Here is an 18,711-nt window from a genome sequence, read left to right as displayed (position 1 = left end):
CGGGCCGGCTCGCCCTCCGCCCGCCCCTGGGCGCCGACCGACCCGGCCCGGCCGGCGGGCCCGCCCATGGGCAACGCCGACCCGCGCGGACCGCAGACCGGAGGTCGGACCGACCGGACGAAGACCGGAGGTCGGACCGACCGTACGACCTCGCCGGCCTCCTCGGCCCGACTCGACCCGACCACCCGCCCCGGTGCATCCGACGGACTCACTCCGTCCGAAGCCGGGGCGTCGCCGGACGAGCCGGGTCCGGCCGGGGCGTCGCCGGCCACGGACGTGCCGAACCCGGTTGACGGGGTGACCCGCCCCGCCGGCAGCGCATGGCCCGGTGACCCGGAGCGTAGCGACGCCGAACTGCTCCGGGCACACGTGGACGGCGACCGGGACGCCTTCGCGACCCTGTTCCACCGGCACCGGGACCGCCTCTGGGCGGTGGCCCTGCGTACGGTGACCGACCGGGAGGAGGCGGCGGACGCCCTCCAGGACGCCCTGCTCTCGGCGCACCGCTCGGCGGCCCGGTTCCGGGGCGAGGCCGCCGTCACCACCTGGCTGCACCGAATCGTGGTGAACGCCTGCCTCGACCGGATCCGCCGTCGGCAGGCTCATCCGACCGTACCGCTGCCGGACAGCACCCGCCCGCTCGACACCGCCCGATGGCAGGGTGGCGTCGAGCCGGCCGCGCCGGCCACCGACCACGACACCACGCTCGTCGTGCGGCAGGCGCTGGCGGAACTTCCGGTCGAGCAGCGGGCCGCGCTGGTGCTGGTGGACCTACAGGGCTATCCGGTCGCCGAGGTGGCCGAGATCCTCGGCGTCGCCGAGGGCACCGTGAAGAGCCGGTGCGCCCGGGGACGGGCCCGACTCGCCGTCCTGCTCGGCCACCTCCGACCGGCGGGTACCGGCCGCGATCCCGCGCCGAGTCCCAGGGTGCCGTCGGTCACCGGCGGGAACCTCGGCTCCGGTGGCGGCGTCCGACCAGAATCGATCCGGCTCGGGGCGGACAGGCAGGTGGCACCGGACCGGCGTGGGGGCCGGACCGACCAGGACCAGGAGGAATCGTGACCGGGGGCCAGTTCCGGGAGGTCGATCTCGACCTGCTGGCCGACTATGTCGGTGGCGCGCTGGACGGCACCCCGGACGAGGTCGAGGTCGCCCGGCTGCTCGACCAGGATCCGGCCTGGGCGGAGGCGTTCGCCGACCTCACCGCCGGCCTCGACGCGGTACGCCTCGACCTGGCGGGCTTGGCCGCCGCGCACATCCCGATGCCGCCCCTGGTGGTCGACCGGCTCAGCTCGGCGCTGGCCGGCGCTGCCGCACCCGGCACCTACGACTACGACCCGGCCGCCGCCGGCCAAGACCAGCCTGCCGAGGCGCCGGACGACGCTCTGCCGGAGTCGGCCGACGTCTCGGACGAGCCGGTCGGCGCCACGGTACCGGGCGCCGGTACCCGGTCCGGTGCCGTCCCGGACTCCGGGCCCGGGCCGTCGGGCGGGTCTCCGTCGGGCGGACCCACGCGTCCGGGCGGCCGGCCCCGTCGACACCTGCCCGGCGTACCCGCGCAGCCCGGCGGCGGGCAGCGCCCCGGCCGACCGGGTCGGCGGCGGCGCTGGACGCGACGGATGGCCGGTCCGATCCTGCTCGCCACCGTGGTCGCCGGCTTCGCCGGGTTCGCCGTCAGTGGTCTCGTGGACGGCGGCGACAGCGCCGGTGACCAGACCGCCGGCACGGCGATGAACTCCGGCGAGGACGCGGCCGCGCCGCAGGTCCTCGGCTCCGGCCCGCCCCGGACGGTGGTGGAACCGTCCGCCGAGCGGGTCCTCTTCACCGGCACCGACTACACCCCCGACTCGCTGCCGGACACCGTCTCCAACCTGACCAAGCAGGCCGCCCCGACCGCCCCGACCGCCCCGACCGCCCCGACCGCGCCGGCCACCCGGTCCGCGCCGCAGAACCGCAGCTCCGGCCCGGTACGGGAGGACGCCGCCCCGAACGCCACCCCCTTCTCGGCGAGCGGCGCCTCGCCGTGCTGCCTGCCGACGGGGGCCGGCAACCCGCTGGAGCGCCTGGCCGACCGGTCCGTACTCGCCGCCTGCCTCGACGCGATCGCGGTGACCCACGCCCAGGGCCCGGTCGCGGTCGACCTGGTGGACTACGCCACCTTCCAGGGCCGGGCCGCGCTCGTCGTCGTCTTCACCGACCGCTCGGGAGCCCGCTGGGCCTGGGTGACCGGCCCGAACTGCGGTTCACCCGCTGCCGACCTCATCTACCAGAGCCGGGTAGGGTGAAACAACGCCTCATCGGCTGTTTCGTCGACGCAGTGACATGACCCACCGGATGACCGGCTCGGGAATCCCCGGTTCGTACGATGACGTTCTGGCTTGCAGGTGCCGGTGCCGTAGGTGGCCGGCGCTCGGACCGCCGTCGGCGCCTGGCGTCGGTGGCGCAGAGACACACATCGGGAGACGGCAGTGGACGAGGTCCGCAACCTGATCATCATCGGCTCTGGGCCGGCCGGCTACACCGCGGCGGTCTACGCCGCGCGCGCCAATCTCAAACCGCTGGTCATCGAGGGTGTGCAGTCCGGCGGTGCCCTGATGACCACCACCGAGGTGGAAAACTTCCCCGGCTTCGCCGACGGCATCATGGGTCCGGAGCTGATGGACTCGATGCGCAAGCAGGCCGAGCGGTTCGGGGCCGAGTTCGTCACCGACGACGTGACCCGGGTCGAGCTGGTCGACACCGGCGTACCGGGCGAAGGCAGGGTGAGCACGGCGTATGTCGGTGAGACGGCGTACCGGGCGAAGGCGGTCATCCTGAGTACCGGTTCGGCCTGGCGGCCGCTGGGTGTGCCGGGCGAGCAGGAATATCTGGGGCACGGTGTCTCGTCCTGTGCCACCTGTGACGGCTTCTTCTTCCGCGGCCAGGAGATCGTGGTGGTCGGTGGCGGCGACTCGGCGATGGAGGAGGCGACCTTCCTCACCAAGTTCGCCAGCAAGGTGACGATCGTGCACCGCCGCGACGAGTTCCGGGCCAGCAAGATCATGGCGGACCGGGCACTGGCCAACGACAAGATCCACGTCGAGTGGAACAGCGTGGTCGAGGAGGTGCTCGGCGACGACGGCAAGGTCTCCGGGGTACGCCTGCGCAACGCGCACACCGGCGAGGCCAAGACGCTCGACGTCAGCGGCGTGTTCGTGGCGATCGGCCACGACCCGCGCAGCGAACTCTTCCGGGGCCAGGTGGAGCTGGACGACAGCGGCTACGTCAAGGTCGAGGCGCCGAGCACCCGGACCAACATCCCCGGCGTGTTCGCCGCCGGTGACCTGGTCGACCACACCTACCGCCAGGCGATCACCGCGGCCGGCACCGGCTGTGCCGCCGCCCTCGACGCCGAGCGGTTCCTCGCGACGCTCGACGAAGACTGAATACCAACGCACGAAGCAACCCCCGAGGAGGACTAGTGGGAGCAACAAGCGCCGTCACGGACGCCAACTTCGCCAGTGACGTGCTGCAGTCCGATACGCCGGTACTGGTGGACTTCTGGGCCGAGTGGTGCGGGCCGTGCCGCAAGGTCGACACCCTGCTGGAAGAGATCGCCGGCGAACTGGGGGACAAGGTCCGAATCGTCAAGCTCAACATCGACGACAACCCGGAGACGGCCCGTGCCTACCGGGTGCTGTCGGTGCCGACCCTGACGATGTTCAAAGGTGGTGAGCCCGTCCAGTCCATCGCCGGGGCCCGCCCCAAGAGCGACCTGATCAAGCTCATCGAAACGGCGCTGTAGCGCACATCGCCGGAACGCCGACGCGCCCGTCTCCGGATCCTCGGACGCGGGCGCGTCGGCGTTCCGACCGGCGGGACCGGCCACCGGTCGAGACTGATCCGCCACAATCGCGGCCAGCACGCGTCGGGCACCGGCCGGGCGGGTATATCCCCAGCTCATCGGCGAGGTTGGCCGGATACCGTACGGTCAACGCCGGGCGGGGGCCGGAGCGCCACGGTACGCTCCGGAAGCGTTCCTCCTCGCGACGGTGGGGCCGGCGCCACCGGCCGGATCTCCGTCGACCGGTTCACCGGGGCCGCCCGGAGGAGCCACGAACCGTCCGCCGCCGGACCGGTCGCAGGCCGATCCGGCACACCGCCCGACAGCCGGGCAGTCAACCGCAGGCACGCAGAGGGAGGTCGTCCGTGCGTCCGATCCGACGTGGTGACCGGGGACGTGCAGTCACCGAGATCCGAGCCGTCCTGGTCGGGCTGGGCCTGCTGCCCGCCGGTGGGCCGCCCGGTGCCGACGAGTTCGAGGCGGAGACTGAGCGTGCGGTACGCGCCTTCCAGCAGGACCGTGGGCTCAACGTCGACGGTCAGGTCGGCCCGGAGACCTGGCGGGCGCTCGACGCGGCCCGCTGGCGCCTCGGTGCCCGTACCCTCTACCAGGCGATTCCTGACCCGCTGATCGGCGAGGACGTGCGTACCCTCCAGGAGCGCCTGCTGGAGATGGGCTACGACGTCGGTCGCGCCGACGGCGTGTACGGGGCCCGGACGGCCCGCGCGGTCGCCCAGTTCCAGCGCGAGGTCGGGCTCCCCCCGGACGGCGCCTGCGGCCCACACACCATGAACGCGTTGCGCCGGCTCGGCCGCAAGGTGGTCGGCGGCCGGCCGACCCTGCTCCGCGAATCCGACGCGTTCCGCCAGTCCGGTCCGAACCTGGTCGGCAAGGTCATCGTGGTCGACCCCGGTCACGACCCCTTCGATCCCGGGTTCGTGGTGCAGGACGGCACGATGCGGTGGACCGAGGCGGACCTCGCCTACGACCTCGCCGCCCGGCTGGAGGGGCGGCTCGCCGCCGCCGGCATGCGGGTGCACCTCACCCGGGGCCCGGCGCCGGCCGCGCCGCTGGCCGACCTCACCCGGGCCGACCTGGCCAACGAACTCGGCGGCGACCTGCTCATCTCGCTGCACATCGACGGGCACGCCAACCCGGAGGCGGAGGGGGTCGCCACCTACCACTACGGCACCGCCAACGGGGTCACCTCGAGCGTCGGTGAACGACTGGCCGGGCTCGTCCAGCGGGAGATCGTGGTCCGGACCGGGCTGCGCAACTGCCAGACCCACGCGAAGACGTGGGAGCTGCTCCGGCTGACCCGGATGCCGGCGGTACGCGTCGACGTCGGCTACCTCACCTCACCCACCGACCGGGCCCGGCTGATCGACCCCCGGTTCCGGGACCGGGTGGTGGACGCCATCGTCGCCGCGGTACAACGGATGTACTTCCCGGTCGAGGAGGACGTGCCGACCGGCTCGATCGACGTCAGCGAGCTGCGGGCGATGGTGGCGGCCGGCGCCGCCGCCCACGACTGACCCCCGCTACCGCGGGCCCGATGAGCCGTCAGCCGTCAGCCGGCGGCCGAGCGGGTGGCGGGGCGTACCGGGCGGAGCAGCCCTTCCGGGCTCATCGAGCCGAGCAGCTTCTCCAGCGCGTACTCGACGTCGGACTTCCAGGACAGTGCGGTACGCAACTCCAGCCGGAGGCGGGGAAAGCGTGGGTGGGGACGTACCGTCTTGAAACCGACGGAGAGGAAGTAGTCGGCCGGGGCGACACAGCCGCCCGCGCCCTCACCGGCGTCGCCGAACTTCGCGTCGCCGAACGCCTCGATCGCCTTGATGCCCCGCTTCGTCAGGTCCCGCGCGACCCCCTGGACGAGCATCCGGCCCAGCCCGCCACCGGCGAAGGCGGTGATGATGTGTGCCGTGGTCAGCAGTGCGGCGTCCGCCGAGACCGGCGAGGTGGGAAACGCCATCGACCGGGGAACGTAGGCCGGCGGGGCGTACATCACGAATCCGGCGGGCATACCGTCGACGTACACGAGCTTTCCGCAGGAGCCCCATTCGAGCAGCGTCTGCGAGACCCAGGCTTCCTTCTCCAGGCCGGGGTCGCCTGCCTCGCGGGCACGTTCGGCCGCCACCGGGTCCAGTTCCCAGTAGACGCAGCGCCGGCAGGGCCGGGGCAGGTCTTCGAGAGTGTCGAGGGTCAGACTGACCAGACGTCGCGACATCGGCGCATCCCCACAAATCGTCCCGGAGGTCCAAAGACCGCAAATACCGCCATCTCCGGTCCCTACCCCCAACGAGCGATCGTACGCCGGAACCTTCCGGCTCGGGAGAGGACGGGTCGACTACGCACCGTTCCGCCGGGTCAGCCGGTGACCGGGCAGGTCAACCGGTCCGACATGTGGACGGACCGCCGGGCCGAGGGCCTTACCGGGTGATCGGGATTACGATCGAGCGACGAGCGCCGACCGGCGGAGTTGCCGGACAGCCCCCCACCGACCCGCCCGCACGGCGGGGTTCGAGCGGACCGGGACGGAGAGCGGGCGCGGCGTTCGAGGTGGCGAGGGCGCCCGGGCGGGATCAAACGACCTGTTTCGGGAATGCGTTCGGTGACCGTCGCGGCCATCATGGGGAGGCACGGCGAGCGCAGGGAGGCGGGATGAGCGGGCGCGGCGCCGCCATCCCCCGGCCCGGTCGCGGACGTCGTGACGAGGAGAGAGCACAGCGAGGAGGCGGCATGACCGGCACGACGCTGGACGACTACACGGACCGCTATGCCCGGCGGGTACGCGGGATGACGGCATCGGAGATCCGGGCCCTCTTCGCCGTCGCCAGCCGTCCGGAGGTCGTCTCGTTGGCCGGCGGCGCACCGTACATCGCCGCGTTGCCGCTGGACGCGGTCGGCGAGATGCTCAACAAGCTCGCCGCCGACCAGGGCGCGAGCACCCTGCAGTACGGCATCGGCCAGGGCACGCTGGAGCTGCGGGAGCGGATCTGCGAGGTGATGGCGCTCTCCGGCATCGACGTCGGCTGCGGCGCCTCCCCCGAGGACGTGGTGGTGACGGTCGGCGGGCAACAGGCGCTGGACCTGGTCGCCCGGCTCTTCCTCGACCCCGGCGACGTCGTACTCGCCGAGGGTCCCACCTACGTCGGCGCGCTCGGTGTCTTCCAGAGCGCCCAGGCCCAGGTGGTGCACGTCCCGATGGATGCCGACGGACTGGTCCCGGAGGCGTTGGAGCTGGCCATCGCCGAGGTCGCCCGCTCGGGTCGGCGGGCGAAGTTCCTCTACACGATCCCGACGTTCCAGAACCCGGCCGGTGTGACGCTGAGCGAGGAACGCCGGGAGCGGGTGCTCGACATCTGCGAGCGGGCCGGCCTTCTGGTGGTCGAGGACGACCCGTACGGCCAGCTCGGCTTCGACTGCGAGGCACCGCTGCCGCTGCGGGCGCGCCGTCGGGACGGCGTGTTCTACCTGAGCACCTTCTCCAAGACCTTCGCGCCTGGGCTGCGGGTGGGCTGGATCCTGGCCCCGCACGCCGTACGCGACAAGCTGGTGATCGCCAGCGAGGCGCAGATCCTCTGCCCCAGCGCCTTCGCCCAGGCCGCCGTCACCACCTACCTGTCGACGATGCCATGGCGGCAGCAGCTCAAGATCTACCGTGAGCTCTACCGGGAGCGCCGGGACGCCCTGCTCGGCGCGCTGGCCGACTACATGCCGGCCGGCACGAGCTGGACCGAGCCGGGTGGCGGGCTGTTCGTCTGGGCGACCCTGCCGGAGGGTCTGGACGCCAAGGCGATGGTGCCGCGGGCCATCGCCGCCCGGGTCGCCTACGTGCCCGGCACCGGCTTCTACGCCGACGGCACGGGGGCGGGCCACATGCGGCTCAACTTCTCCTTCCCGCCGCCGGAACGGATCCGCGAGGGTGTGCGCCGACTGGCGACCGTGATGGAGCAGGAGGCCGCGATGCGCGAGGTCTTCGGCGCCGTCGGCGCCCCGCCCCGCCGTCGTGGGCAGGCCGGCGCGGACGTGCCAGGTCCCGACTTGGCATGATCTCCGGCATGGGTACGCACTCTGCCGACGATCCGCTCCAGGCCGCCGAATGGCCTGACCTCGTACCTCGCGATGCCACCGCCGAGCTGCGCGTCCTGGTACTCGCCGGCGGGCTCTCCTACGAGCGGGACGTGTCGCTGAAGTCCGGCCGGCGGGTGCTCGACGCGCTCCGCTCGGTCGGCGTGGAGGCGGAACTCCGGGACGCCGACGTCTCGCTGCTGCCACTGCTCCGGGAGGATCCCCCGGACGCGGTGGTGATCGCCCTGCACGGGTCGACCGGAGAGGACGGCTCGCTGCGCGGCGTACTCGACATCTGCGACGTCCCGTACGTCGGCTGTGACGCCCGGTCGTCCCGACTGGCCTGGGACAAGCCGTCGGCGAAGGCGGTACTCCGGGAGGGCGGCATCCCCACCCCGGACTGGGTGGCACTGCCGCACGACCGGTTCTCCGAACTCGGCGCGGTGGCGGTGCTGGACCGGATCGTCGACCGGCTCGGACTGCCACTCATGATCAAGCCGGCCCAGGGCGGCTCGGGTCTCGGCGCCGCCGTGGTCCGGGATCCCGGCGCGCTGCCGGCGGCGATGGTCGGCTGCTTCGCGTACGACTCGACGGCGCTCGTCGAGCGCTACGTACCCGGAATGGACGTGGCCGTCTCGGTGGTCGACCTGGGCGACGGCCCGCGTGCGCTGCCCGCCGTCGAGATCGTCCCCCGCAACGGCGTCTACGACTACGCCGCCCGCTACACCGCCGGGCTCACCACCTGGCACGCCCCGGCCCGCTTGTCGGCCACCGCAGCGCCCCGGGTCGCGGAAACCGCCCTCGCGGCCCACGCCGCGCTCGGGCTCCGCGACCTGTCCCGGGTGGACCTGATCGTGGACGAGGACGACCGGCCGCACGTGCTGGAGGTCAACGTCTCGCCGGGCATGACCGAAACCTCGTTGCTCCCGCTCGCCGTGAACGCCGCCGGACTCGACTTCGGCGAGCTGCTCCGTACCCTGGTCGTCCGCGCCTCCCAGCGCCGTACCCTCGGCCGCTCCTGACCCGCTACGCTCGCCGACTCCGGGCACTGACCCACCAGCCGGGCACCGACGACCCGCGCGACGTGCCCGGCACCGGGCGGGACCGTGCGCTGGTCGAGGAGCGGCGCCTCGTCGTCGCCCGGCTGGTTAGTAGGCCCGGGTGGCCGGATCGCCGGGTGACTCGCGGCGGGCGCCCGGATCGGTGGCGTCCGTCGAGTCCGGCATCCCCGGCCCCGCCTCCGCCTCGGTCACCGTCGGGATAGCCGGGGGTGGGGAAGCCGCCGCCGGCTCGGTCGACGTCGCCGAGCCGGTTACCGGTGCGGTGGCGGATGGCTCCGTGGCGCCCTGCTGGGCCAGGCTCGACGGCGCCTGCCACTGGATGCGCGGCGGCTCGGCCAGCGGGCGTCCGCCGAACTCGGCGAGCCAGGCTGCCACCAGCGCCAGATTCTCCCGCCACTGTGCTTCGGGAATCGGAGGCAGGATGTGGTCCCACAGGGACAGGAAGGTCCCGCGCAATTGGAGACGCCCGTACGGCCGCGCCAGGAACCACAGGTGCAGGTGTTCGGCGCCGTCACCCCAGCGGTTGACGTGCACCCGGGCGACCCCGTCCAGGGACCGTACGGCCCGTTCGAGCCGTACCGTCATCACCCCGAGTTCGGCAGCGAGCAGGTTGGGCAGGTCGCCCAGGTCCAGATGCGAACGTGACTCGAGGATCAGCACCATCGGCAGCCCGGTCGGCCGGTCCATGGCGCGTACCCGCCAGCGTTCACTGACCCAGATGTAGGCGTCGTCGGGGGCGTTGCAGGAGTGGCATTCGCCGGAACCCTCGCCCTTGCGCGGCGGCTCGACCGGCACGGGCTCGTCGAGTTGCTTGACCCGGAACTCGCCTTCGAAGGGGAACGAAGGCCACCTGGTGAAGTCTGGTACAGCGGGAGGGGTCTGGGGCACGACGCTGACCCTAACCGAGTTCGGGACCGCTGTCCCTACCCTGTTTCGGCCGCCGATCATCGCCGTCCCGGCGTGGTATCCGTACCACTTCCGCCGTCTCCTGGAGGAGGCACGGGCGACTCCAATCGCTCCCGGTACGGCGGCACCGAGCCGGCTCACAAGGGCAGGCTCCCTGAACTCCGGCGCACCGTCCTCCGGGCCCGCGCCGCCACGAATATGGGCCCTCTCGGGCGGGTTTCACTACCGTCATCCACAGGCCGACACCGCGTTCCACGCGCTGTTTCACGTGAAACGTGGGGTGCCTGTGGACAACCCCTGTGGATTACCTCTCGCCACCTCCGGACACGCCTCCCATCCCATCCTCGTCCGCGCTGTGTCCGTCCGCGGACACCGAGTGGACGGCAAAAAAGCGGGGGAAGATGCCCGTCGCCGCGTCGCGCTGGCACCCGCCGAAGCAAGCCGCTCCGGAACAGATCCGGTCCGGGATACGCACCACCTCCCGGGACCGCTGAGATCTCCACAGGAGCGACAACTCCTCAAGGTCGGGGTGGAAACCGCGCTGTGTCGGCTGCCCTACCCAGCCGACATCTGGCGGCGGTCCGCGCCTACGGCGCGCAGTACTCGAACCGTGATCGCACGTACCGGACAAGGCGGAGAAGCAGCGCCACCGACCCTGGAGGAGAGATGGCGAACAGCGGACCCCTGGGCGTATTGCGGCCGAATCCGTTCCCACCGGCAGACCCCGTTTCCCGCGTCTTGGCGGTCGACGCCATCCGTCCACAGCACCCGGCACCCGCCGGGAGCTTGCGGCCGAGGGCCCAGAACTGAGCCTGGGAACGGGGAGCCGAGACTGGGGCTCGCGGCGCCCGCACCATCGACGCGCGGCTCGACCGTCCCCACGGCAAGTCGCCAGTCCTCAGAGCCTCGCCGTCGCCGCAAGTCCCGGAGACGAACCGGTCACGCCCGCGCAACGGCTTGACGTCCGTCATCGACCCGGGGGTCGGTGACGGAAATGGCCACCACCCCGATCCAAGCCGGGGTGGTGGCCAGTCGCGCGCTGTCGAGCCGGGTCGCCCACCCGCGCCCGAACGGCGGGTGCGGGCCTGCGGTCAGACCGACTCGTCGGGCTCGGCGTCCGAGCCTCTCATTCCGATGAGGCCGACGATCCGCTCAAGGTCGTCCACGGTGGCGAACTCGATGGTGATCTTCCCCTTGTTACGCCCGATGTCGACCTTGACCCGGGTGTCGAACCGATCCGACAGCCGGTCCGCGAGATCGGTCAGCCCCGGGGCATGCACCTTGGCGCGACGCTTGGCTGGGCTGGGGCGACTGGGGGAGGTCTCGGTCAGCTTCACGACCTCCTCCGTGGCCCGCACCGAAAGCCCTTCGGCCACGATCCGCCGGGCGAGATCCTCCTGCGCTGCCGAACTTTCCAGGCTGAGCAACGCCCGGGCATGCCCGGCGGAGAGCACTCCGGCGGCCACCCGCTTCTGCACTTCGGCGGGGAGGTTCAGCAGCCGGATGGTGTTCGAGATCTGCGGACGGCTGCGACCGATCCGGCGCGCCAGCTCCTCGTGCGTCGCGCCGAACTCTTCCAGGAGCTGCTGATAGGCGGCCGCCTCTTCCAGCGGGTTGAGGTTGGCCCGATGGATGTTCTCCAGCAACGCGTCCCGGAGCATCGCGTCGTCCCGGGTGTCCCGGACGATCGCGGGGATGGACTCCCTACCGACCGCCTGCGCCGCACGCCAGCGCCGTTCGCCCATCACCAGCTCGAACCGCTCGCCGGGAAGCTGGCGTACCACGATCGGCTGAAGGAATCCGACCTCCTGGATCGAGAGCTTGAGCTCCTCCAGGGCCTCCTCGTCGAAGACCTGCCGTGGCTGCTTCGGGTTGGGCACGATCGCATCGAGCGGGATCTCGGCGAATCGGGCCCCGGGAACGGGCGCCAGTGCCGGCCCCGTCGGCTGCACCGGAGCCGAGGGCACCGATGCGGACCAGGTGGATTCGCCGGGCAGCGACGGCGCGGCCTCCGGTCGACCGGCTGGAGGCTCCGCCGTCGCCACCCCGGCCGCTGGTTCCGGTGTTGTGGGAATCAGCGCGCCCAGTCCACGACCCAGCCCGCCCCGCGGACGGTTCTTCATGCCACGCCTCCCGACGCATCAACCGAGCTATGCATTGCGGCCAACAGACTCTTTGACCCCGCGCATGGCGATCTCCTGGGCCGCCTCGAAGTAACTCGTGGCGCCCCGCGAACCGGGATCGTAGGTCATCACCGACTGGCCGTAGCTCGGAGCCTCCGACACCCGCACGTTGCGCGGAATCACCGCCTGCAGCACCTTGTCGCCGAAATGGTTCCGGACGTCCTGCTCGACCGCGTCCGCGAGCCGGGTCCGCCGGTCGTACATGGTGAGCAGGATCGTCGAGACCTCAAGGGTCGGGTTCAGGTGCTGCCGTACCAGGTTGATGTTGTTGATCAGCTGATTGAGGCCCTCCAGTGCGTAGTACTCGCACTGGATCGGGATCAGCACCTCTTGGGCGGCGCAGAGCGCGTTGACCGTGAGCAGGCCGAGCGAGGGCGGGCAGTCGATGAAGACGTAGTCGAACTGCGCCGGGTGGCCGGCGATCGCCCGAGCGAGGCGGGACTCCCGGGCTACCACCGAGACCAACTCGATCTCGGCACCGGCCAGGTCGATGGTGGCCGGTACGCACCAGAGGTCGGGAATCCCCTCGACCGGCTGGGCCACCTCGGCCAGCGGTACGTTGTCGATCAGGCAGTCATAGACGTCCGGTACGCCGGCGTGGTGCGGCACGTTCAGTCCGGTCGAGGCGTTCCCCTGCGGGTCGAGGTCCACGACGAGGACACGGTTGCCGTGCAGCGCCAGGGCCACCGCCAGGTTGACCGTGGTGGTGGTCTTGCCGACGCCTCCCTTCTGATTCGCGACACACATGATCCGTGGCCGGTCCGGACGCGGCATCGTCACCTCGCCGCTCGGGTTCAGGATTTGCACAGCGCGCATTGCCTCCATTGCCAACGGGGGATCGTCCTGTTCGCGCGACGGGGTTTCACGTGAAACGTACGCGTCGGACGCGGCGTCCTCGGGGAAGGTCTCGGGTACCGCTGACGGCGTGTCGGCCGGAGACTCGGGCTCGACGGCCGGACGCGGGCCCCGAGCCGCCCCGTCAGCGCGGGCCGGTGCCGGCGAACCGACCGGAGCCGCCGGAGCCTCAGCGCTGACAGGCGGCGCAACCGGCACCTGGGCGCCGGGGCGTGGGGCCGCCTGCTGCGGCGGTACGTCCGGCGGCACCGAGAACGCCGGTGCCACCTGCTGTGGCGGTACGTCCGGCGGCGCCGAGAACGTCGGTGTCGCCGCCCGCCCGGCCGGCCTCGGGTGCTCGGGGCCGTTCCCGGACTGGTCCGGCCCCGGTCCGGCTACCGGCTGGCGGGGCAGATCCGCTGCCGCCCTCGGGCCGGATGCCTCTGCCGCAAACGGCGAACCCACCGGGGGGTACCCCGGCCCGCCGTGCCCGGGTGCGCCGGGTGGTGGGGCGACCCGGGCGGTACCACGACTCGGACCGGATGGCGGTGCGGAGTCATACCCGGTCGGTTGGCCGTCGGAGCCGTCGCCCCGCCCCGGCGGCCGAGCCCGGCCGCTGGCAGACCAACCTTCATAGTCGGTTTCACGTGAAACATCGGCGCCGCCGGGGTGATAGCCCCCGGAGTCCGTCATCTCTGGATCGTCATACCTACCGTTGTCATGCACCGTGTCATCCCTGCCAGCTTCGGATGGTGTCGGCCCGGTCAGCGCCCATGCCCGCGCCTTGGGCGTTAGCGTGCGGTCCGGCAAGAAGCGGGGAAGGCCTGAGGCGCCACCCGCTGCCCGGTCTACACTATCGACGCGCGGTCAGCCTACGGCCGCTGGGCAATTAGGGCCACGGCTGTCCGTAGGATGAAAACCCCACCGTTCCGGAGTTCTGCCTCCGGGACCGTGTCTGATCAGCGGATTCGACACCTCGGCTCGACCGCCAACAATTGTGCCCGCCACACCGCCGCGTCGGGGTTCCCGCGCCGCCCAGTCACCGCCCAATCCCAAGGGGCATCACCGACCGCGAGCCGCTCCCCGAAGCCACACCACGAGGGATCGCAACCGCTACGACGCCCCGCTCCCGGACACGGCCGACGAAGGATGCCGCATACATCGGCGCCCATCAAAACAATCCTAGGCCGCTTGTCGCTGCCAGCTACGGGAAACGTTTCCGTCAGAGTGCCGCCGACGCCTCACCGAGACGGTCCTGCCGACCGACGGCCGTCTGACGCTGCCAGGGCTGGGGTACGCGTACCGACGCCATCCCCGCCGCCGTCGCCGCCTGGATGCCCAACTCGGTGTCCTCGAAGACCAGACAGGACTCCGGAGGTACGCCCAGCAGGCGGGCCGCGAGCAGAAAGCCCTCCGGATCCGGCTTGGCCATCGTGTAGTCCTCGGCACAGACCAGCACGTCGAACTTCTCCAGCAGGCCGAGCGTCTCCAGGGAGGCGGTGACCGACTCGGTGGTGCTGCCGGACACCACGGCGAGCGGAAGTCGCCGGTGGGCCCGGTCGATGTGCTGCCGCACCTCGGGTACGGCGGTGAGGCGCGGCAACAGTCCCCGGTAGAGGTCCTCCCGGCGTCGGGCGACCGCCTCCGGCGGCATGGCGAGACCCTGCCGCTCGTTGAGCGTGGCGATGATGTCGACCACCGTCCGCCCGCCCCAGGCGTAGAAGAGGTCCTCCGGGAAGTCGCACTTCCACTCCGCCAGCGCCTGCTGCCAGGCGACGTAGTGCAGTGGCATGGAGTCGGCGATGGTGCCGTCGCAGTCGAAGAGGTACGCGCGGAACTCGCCGCACGGCAGGGGCAGCATCACCGGCACAGGGTACCGCCGGCACGCTTCCCGCCGAGGCACCGAACCGGTACGCCCGAAGCCGCGCAACGGGGTACCGCAGGTGAGCGGCCACCGCCGCCCGCCGGCGCGAGGGAACTACCGGGCCGCACCGCCCCGCCGACCGCCCGGTGCACTCGGGCCAGCCGGTCGACCGGCGTGCTCCCGGACCACCTCCACGACGGTCGTCGGCGGGTCGACAACTCCGAGGCCGGCCTGCCGGACGACCGGTGCCGACCCACCGAGCCGGCGTACCGTCTCGGCGTGTTCGGCCACCTCCTCGGCGGCACTGGCTCCCTTGAGCGCCAGCAGACGCCCGCCGGGCACGGCGAGCGGGAGACACCAGCCGGCGAGCCGGTCGAGCGGGGCGACGGCCCGCGCCGTCACGACGTCGGCCGGCACCCGCAACTCGGCCGGGAGGTTGGCCAGATCCACCGGCCCGCCGGTCCCGACCGGAAGCGAACCGTCGGGGTCGACCGGAAGCGGGCGGCGGCCGCTTCGGCCGGCTCGCCGCCGCCGGCCAGCGGCACTCGCACGCCGGCTCGCGGCAAGTTCCTCCGCCCGGGCCCGGACCACGGTCACGGTGTCCGCGAGGTCGAGTGCGGTGACCACCTCGGCCAGGAACACCGCCCGCCGGGCCAGCGGCTCGACCAGCGTGACGGCCAGGTCCGGCCGGGCGATCGCGAGGACGATTCCCGGAAGCCCGGCGCCCGAGCCGACGTCCACGACCGAGGCACCGACCGGCAGGAGTTCCGCCACCGCGGCGCAGTTGAGCAGGTGCCGGTCCCAGATCCGGGGAGTCTCCCGGGGGCCGATCAGGCCGCGCAGCACGCCGGGGCCGGCCAGTAGTTCCGCGTACGCGGCCGCGAGCGGAAGCCGCTCCGCGAAGAGGGTACGGGCCGGCTCGGCAAGTTCGGCCGGGAGCGGTACGACTGGCGAGCTGTCGCCTCCGGCCCGGACAGCCGACGGCCCGGGCGGCGGTTCGCCACCCGGGCCGGAAACGGATCGGTACGTCATCGACCGCTCAGTCGACCGGGCGTACGACGATCCGGCGGTTCGGCTCGACGCCCTCGGACTCGCTCTCCACCCCGGCGATGGCGTTCACCACGTCGTGCACGCACTTGCGCTCGAAGGCGGACATCGGCTCCAGCCGGACGGCCTCGCCGTGCTGCTTGACCTTCTCGACCGCGTTCTTGGCCACCGCGGAGAGCTCCTTGCGGCGGGTTGCCCGGTAGCCGCCGACGTCCAGGAGCAGCCGGCTGGGCGATCCGGTCTGCCGGAACACGGCGAGCCGGGTCAGCTCCTGGAGCGCCTCCAGGGTGGCGCCGCGCTGCCCGACCAGTGCCTGCAGACGCCCGCCGACCACCTCGACCACGGGTCGTCCGGCGGAGACCAGCTCGTCGATGTCGCCGTCGTAGTCGAGGATGTCGAGCAGCCCTTCGACGTAGTCCGCGGCGATCTCGCTCTGCCGGAACAGGTCGGCGTCGCTGGTCGGCCCGGCCGGCTTTCCGCCGTTGCTGGCCTGCTCGACCTCGTCGCCCTCCTCGTCGCCCTCCTCGTCGTCGTCCATGTCGTCCACGTCGTCGTCCTGCCCCGGGCCGGCGTCCGCGACGTCCCCGGCAACCGCAACGGCCTCGGTGGTTTCGGCGTCCGCGGGCGAGCCCGCCGGCAGGACCGGGTCGGTGTCGCCGATGGGCTGCTCGGCGCGCGGAATACTGGTGTCGGTCACCGTCTCATCTCCGTACTCTCTCGGCCGGACCGTACGGTCCCGCTGGTTTCCCGGGCCCGGCGGGAGATCGCCGAGTGCCACGGGCACGTCTGCACGGGCAACGGTGCCCGTCGTCACGGGGGCGCGGCGGATTCCGGTCCGGCGCCAGCGCTGGTGGCAGCACGGCCCGAAGTCCTACCGGGTCACCGACCGACAGTTACGGCCGGTGGCCGGTCGCGTCAACCCTGACGCTTCGCCGGACGCCCCTTCTTGGGGTTGACCGGCTTGGCGCCCGGCTTGGGGGCGAGCGCCTTGGTGTCGACGGCCGGCTTCTCCGGCTGCGCACCGTTGGCCTTGGACCGCCCGAACCGCCCGGCGGGCTTCGCCGGCTTGCCGGGCTGCACCGGGTTACGGGAGTCGGTCCCCCGCCGCCCGGCGCCGCCGCCGGCTCCGGTGGTACGCCGAGGGGCGGACTCGCCCGGCTTCGGCAGCCGTGGGGCGGTCTGCGGCGGCGGGTACTTGCGCAGCACCCACTGCTGCTGGCCGAGGGTGAAGAGGTTGTTGGTGACCCAGTAGATGACCACACCGATCGGGAAGATCGCGCCGGAGACCAGCAGCGAGGCGGGGATGCCGTAGAGCATCAGGCGCTGGATCATGCGCTGCTGCGGGTCCTCGGCCCAGCCGGTCTTGAGGATCATCTGCCGGCTGGTCAGGTAGGTCGTGGCGATCATGATGGCCACCAGGACGCCGGCCAGGATCTTGACCGAGACGCCGCTGGCGTTCAACCGGGCCAGCTCCGCCGCGCTGGAGCCGAACTTGCCGGCGATCGGCACGTCGAAGAGCCGGGCATGGGTCGCGCTCTCGAACTGCTCGACAGACCAGCCGTACAGAGTCTTCTGCGTCTTCGCCGGGTCGAGCCGGCGGAGCACGTGGAAGAGGCCGATGAAGACCGGAGCCTGCAGGAAGATCGGAAGGCAGCCCATCAGCGGGTTCGCCTTCTCCTTCCGGTAGAGCTCCATCATCTCCTTCTGGAGCGTCTCCCGGTCACCCTTGTGCTTCTCCTGGAGCGCCTTGAGCTGGGGCTGGAGCGCCTGCATCGCCCGCTGCGACTTGATCTGCTTGACGAAGAGGGGGAAGAGAATCACCCGCAGGGTGACCACCAGGAAGATGATCGCCAGGATCCAGGACCAGTTGGTGCCCAGGACCGCGTTCTCCGACACCCCGATGGCGTCCCAGGCGGAGTGCCAGCGCAGCAGGACCCACGAGATCGCCCAGTAGATCCAGTCGAGACTCAATTCGGGGCTCCAGTCACATCGGCATGGCGGCGTGCGCCCGGCTCCGGTACCGGGTCATATCCACCGGGGTGGAAGGGGTGGCAGCGCAACAGCCGCCGGACCGCCAGGACGACTCCCCGAAACGCACCGTGCCGCGAGACCGCCTCCAGGGCGTACGCGCTGCACGACGGGTAGAACCGACAGCGGGCCGGCAGCGCCGGGCTTATCCAACGACGGTACGCGACGATGGCTCCGGCCAGCACTCGGGCACCGAGTGTCATCCCGGACGTACCGTCGGACGACGTCGTCATCGGGACCGCCGGGAGGACTTCCGGGGGGCGAGTGCCGCCGCGATCGCGGCGTCCAGGTCGGTGCCGAGCCGCGCGTACGGGGCGTCGGCGGCACCGGGCAGTGCGCGTACCACCAGGGTGCTGCCGGGGGGCAGGCCCGGCAGCCGGTCGCGGACCAGGTGTCGCAGGCGGCGCCGGACCCTGTTCCGGGCCACCGCGCCCCCCACCGCCTTGGAGACGACGAAGCCGGCCCGGGCGGGTGCGGGCTCGTGTCCCGCACCGGCGCTCCGAACCGGCTCCGATGCCGTCGTGGTCGTCGGGGAAGAAGTTGCCGCCGTCGTTCCGGCCGAATCGAGATGGACCACCAGCGTTCCTCGACTGGCACGGCGCCCACCCCGGATCGCCACGGCGAAGTCACTGCTGCGCCGCAGTCGCTGTGCGGCCGCCAGCACGACTGCCTACATCCCCGGACCGGCCTTGCCAGCCGTCAGGCCGACAGGCGGGTGCGACCCTTGCCACGGCGGGCCGAGATGATGGCGCGACCAGCCCGGGTGCGCATGCGCAGCCGGAAGCCGTGGGTCTTCGCGCGCCGGCGGTTGTTCGGCTGGAAGGTGCGCTTGCTCACGTCAGGCTCTCCGTCGTCGTACGCCCCGGTCGTGCGACAGCGGGGTCGTGTGAT

The 18,711-nt window shown here is 72.0% G+C and carries 17 protein-coding genes and 1 pseudogene; 7 read left to right on the top strand and 11 right to left on the bottom strand.

All coding sequences use genetic code 11. The annotated features are described in order from the left end of the window. Positions 1–297: 297 nt before the first annotated feature. From sigM to R6Y94_RS32380, 5 genes are all read left to right on the top strand, one after another. Positions 298–1,062 (top strand): RNA polymerase sigma factor SigM, encoded by a 765-nt coding sequence (gene sigM, locus R6Y94_RS32400; protein ID WP_318400022.1) that lies wholly within the window; start codon positions 298–300, stop codon positions 1,060–1,062. Continuing rightward, complete coding sequence (locus R6Y94_RS32395; RefSeq protein ID WP_318399827.1) at positions 1,059–2,285, top strand: hypothetical protein; 1,227 nt, start codon at positions 1,059–1,061, stop codon at positions 2,283–2,285. Before sigM ends, R6Y94_RS32395 begins: the two co-directional genes overlap by 4 nt. A gap of 183 nt (positions 2,286–2,468) precedes the next feature. Beyond that, positions 2,469–3,425 (top strand): thioredoxin-disulfide reductase, encoded by a 957-nt coding sequence (trxB, locus tag R6Y94_RS32390; RefSeq protein ID WP_318399826.1) that lies wholly within the window; start codon positions 2,469–2,471, stop codon positions 3,423–3,425. Positions 3,426–3,460: 35 nt separating this feature from the next. Then, the gene (gene trxA, locus R6Y94_RS32385) at positions 3,461–3,784 is read left to right on the top strand and encodes a thioredoxin (RefSeq protein WP_130461256.1); all 324 of its coding nucleotides are present in this window, start codon (positions 3,461–3,463) and stop codon (positions 3,782–3,784) included. A gap of 404 nt (positions 3,785–4,188) precedes the next feature. After that, complete coding sequence (locus tag R6Y94_RS32380) at positions 4,189–5,358, top strand: N-acetylmuramoyl-L-alanine amidase (RefSeq protein ID WP_318399825.1); 1,170 nt, start codon at positions 4,189–4,191, stop codon at positions 5,356–5,358. Between the two features lie 35 nt (positions 5,359–5,393). Here R6Y94_RS32380 and R6Y94_RS32375 read toward each other — a convergent pair whose 3' ends face one another. Then, positions 5,394–6,053 (bottom strand): GNAT family N-acetyltransferase, encoded by a 660-nt coding sequence (locus R6Y94_RS32375; protein WP_318399823.1) that lies wholly within the window; start codon positions 6,051–6,053, stop codon positions 5,394–5,396. A gap of 512 nt (positions 6,054–6,565) precedes the next feature. Here R6Y94_RS32375 and R6Y94_RS32370 point away from each other — a divergent pair. Together R6Y94_RS32370 and R6Y94_RS32365 are read left to right on the top strand one after the other, a co-directional pair. Next, positions 6,566–7,879 (top strand): PLP-dependent aminotransferase family protein, encoded by a 1,314-nt coding sequence (locus R6Y94_RS32370; protein WP_318399821.1) that lies wholly within the window; start codon positions 6,566–6,568, stop codon positions 7,877–7,879. 8 nt (positions 7,880–7,887) lie between these two features. Continuing rightward, on the top strand, positions 7,888–8,919 hold the full coding sequence (locus tag R6Y94_RS32365) for a D-alanine--D-alanine ligase (protein ID WP_318399819.1): 1,032 nt from the start codon (positions 7,888–7,890) through the stop codon (positions 8,917–8,919). A gap of 335 nt (positions 8,920–9,254) precedes the next feature. Here the strand turns inward: R6Y94_RS32365 and R6Y94_RS32360 are convergent. The 10 genes and pseudogenes from R6Y94_RS32360 to rpmH all read right to left on the bottom strand — a co-directional run. Continuing rightward, positions 9,255–9,846: pseudogene (locus R6Y94_RS32360) on the bottom strand (hypothetical protein); the annotation flags it as partial. Between the two features lie 1,109 nt (positions 9,847–10,955). Beyond that, entirely contained in the window at positions 10,956–11,987 is a 1,032-nt protein-coding gene (locus tag R6Y94_RS32355) for a ParB/RepB/Spo0J family partition protein (RefSeq protein ID WP_318399817.1), read from the bottom strand. A 27-nt stretch (positions 11,988–12,014) separates the two neighbouring features. Then, on the bottom strand, positions 12,015–13,100 hold the full coding sequence (locus R6Y94_RS32350) for an AAA family ATPase (protein ID WP_412102932.1): 1,086 nt from the start codon (positions 13,098–13,100) through the stop codon (positions 12,015–12,017). A gap of 1,003 nt (positions 13,101–14,103) precedes the next feature. Continuing rightward, entirely contained in the window at positions 14,104–14,742 is a 639-nt protein-coding gene (locus R6Y94_RS32345) for an HAD-IA family hydrolase (protein WP_318400020.1), read from the bottom strand. 117 nt (positions 14,743–14,859) lie between these two features. Beyond that, positions 14,860–15,777: a 16S rRNA (guanine(527)-N(7))-methyltransferase RsmG gene (locus R6Y94_RS32340; RefSeq protein ID WP_318399813.1), complete on the bottom strand. Its 918-nt coding sequence runs from the start codon at positions 15,775–15,777 to the stop codon at positions 14,860–14,862. 7 nt (positions 15,778–15,784) lie between these two features. Then, on the bottom strand, positions 15,785–16,489 hold the full coding sequence (locus R6Y94_RS32335) for a protein jag (RefSeq protein ID WP_318399811.1): 705 nt from the start codon (positions 16,487–16,489) through the stop codon (positions 15,785–15,787). Between the two features lie 218 nt (positions 16,490–16,707). Then, entirely contained in the window at positions 16,708–17,763 is a 1,056-nt protein-coding gene (yidC, locus tag R6Y94_RS32330) for a membrane protein insertase YidC (protein ID WP_318399809.1), read from the bottom strand. Then, complete coding sequence (gene yidD / locus R6Y94_RS32325) at positions 17,760–18,023, bottom strand: membrane protein insertion efficiency factor YidD (RefSeq protein ID WP_318400019.1); 264 nt, start codon at positions 18,021–18,023, stop codon at positions 17,760–17,762. Before yidD ends, yidC begins: the two co-directional genes overlap by 4 nt. A 26-nt stretch (positions 18,024–18,049) precedes the next feature. Then, positions 18,050–18,484, bottom strand: coding sequence for a ribonuclease P protein component (rnpA, locus tag R6Y94_RS32320; RefSeq protein WP_318399807.1), 435 nt, complete (start codon positions 18,482–18,484; stop codon positions 18,050–18,052). Between the two features lie 35 nt (positions 18,485–18,519). Further along, positions 18,520–18,657 carry a 50S ribosomal protein L34 gene (rpmH, locus tag R6Y94_RS32315; protein ID WP_318399805.1) on the bottom strand — a complete coding sequence of 46 codons (138 nt, stop codon included), beginning with the start codon at positions 18,655–18,657 and terminating at the stop codon, positions 18,520–18,522. Positions 18,658–18,711 lie beyond the last annotated feature (54 nt).

Origin of the sequence: Plantactinospora sp. KLBMP9567, assembly GCF_033446045.1 — a bacterium.
Lineage (GTDB): Bacteria > Actinomycetota > Actinomycetes > Mycobacteriales > Micromonosporaceae > Plantactinospora.
The sequence above is the reverse complement of the archived record's forward strand: the minus strand, read 5'-3'. Positions and strand labels throughout refer to the sequence as shown.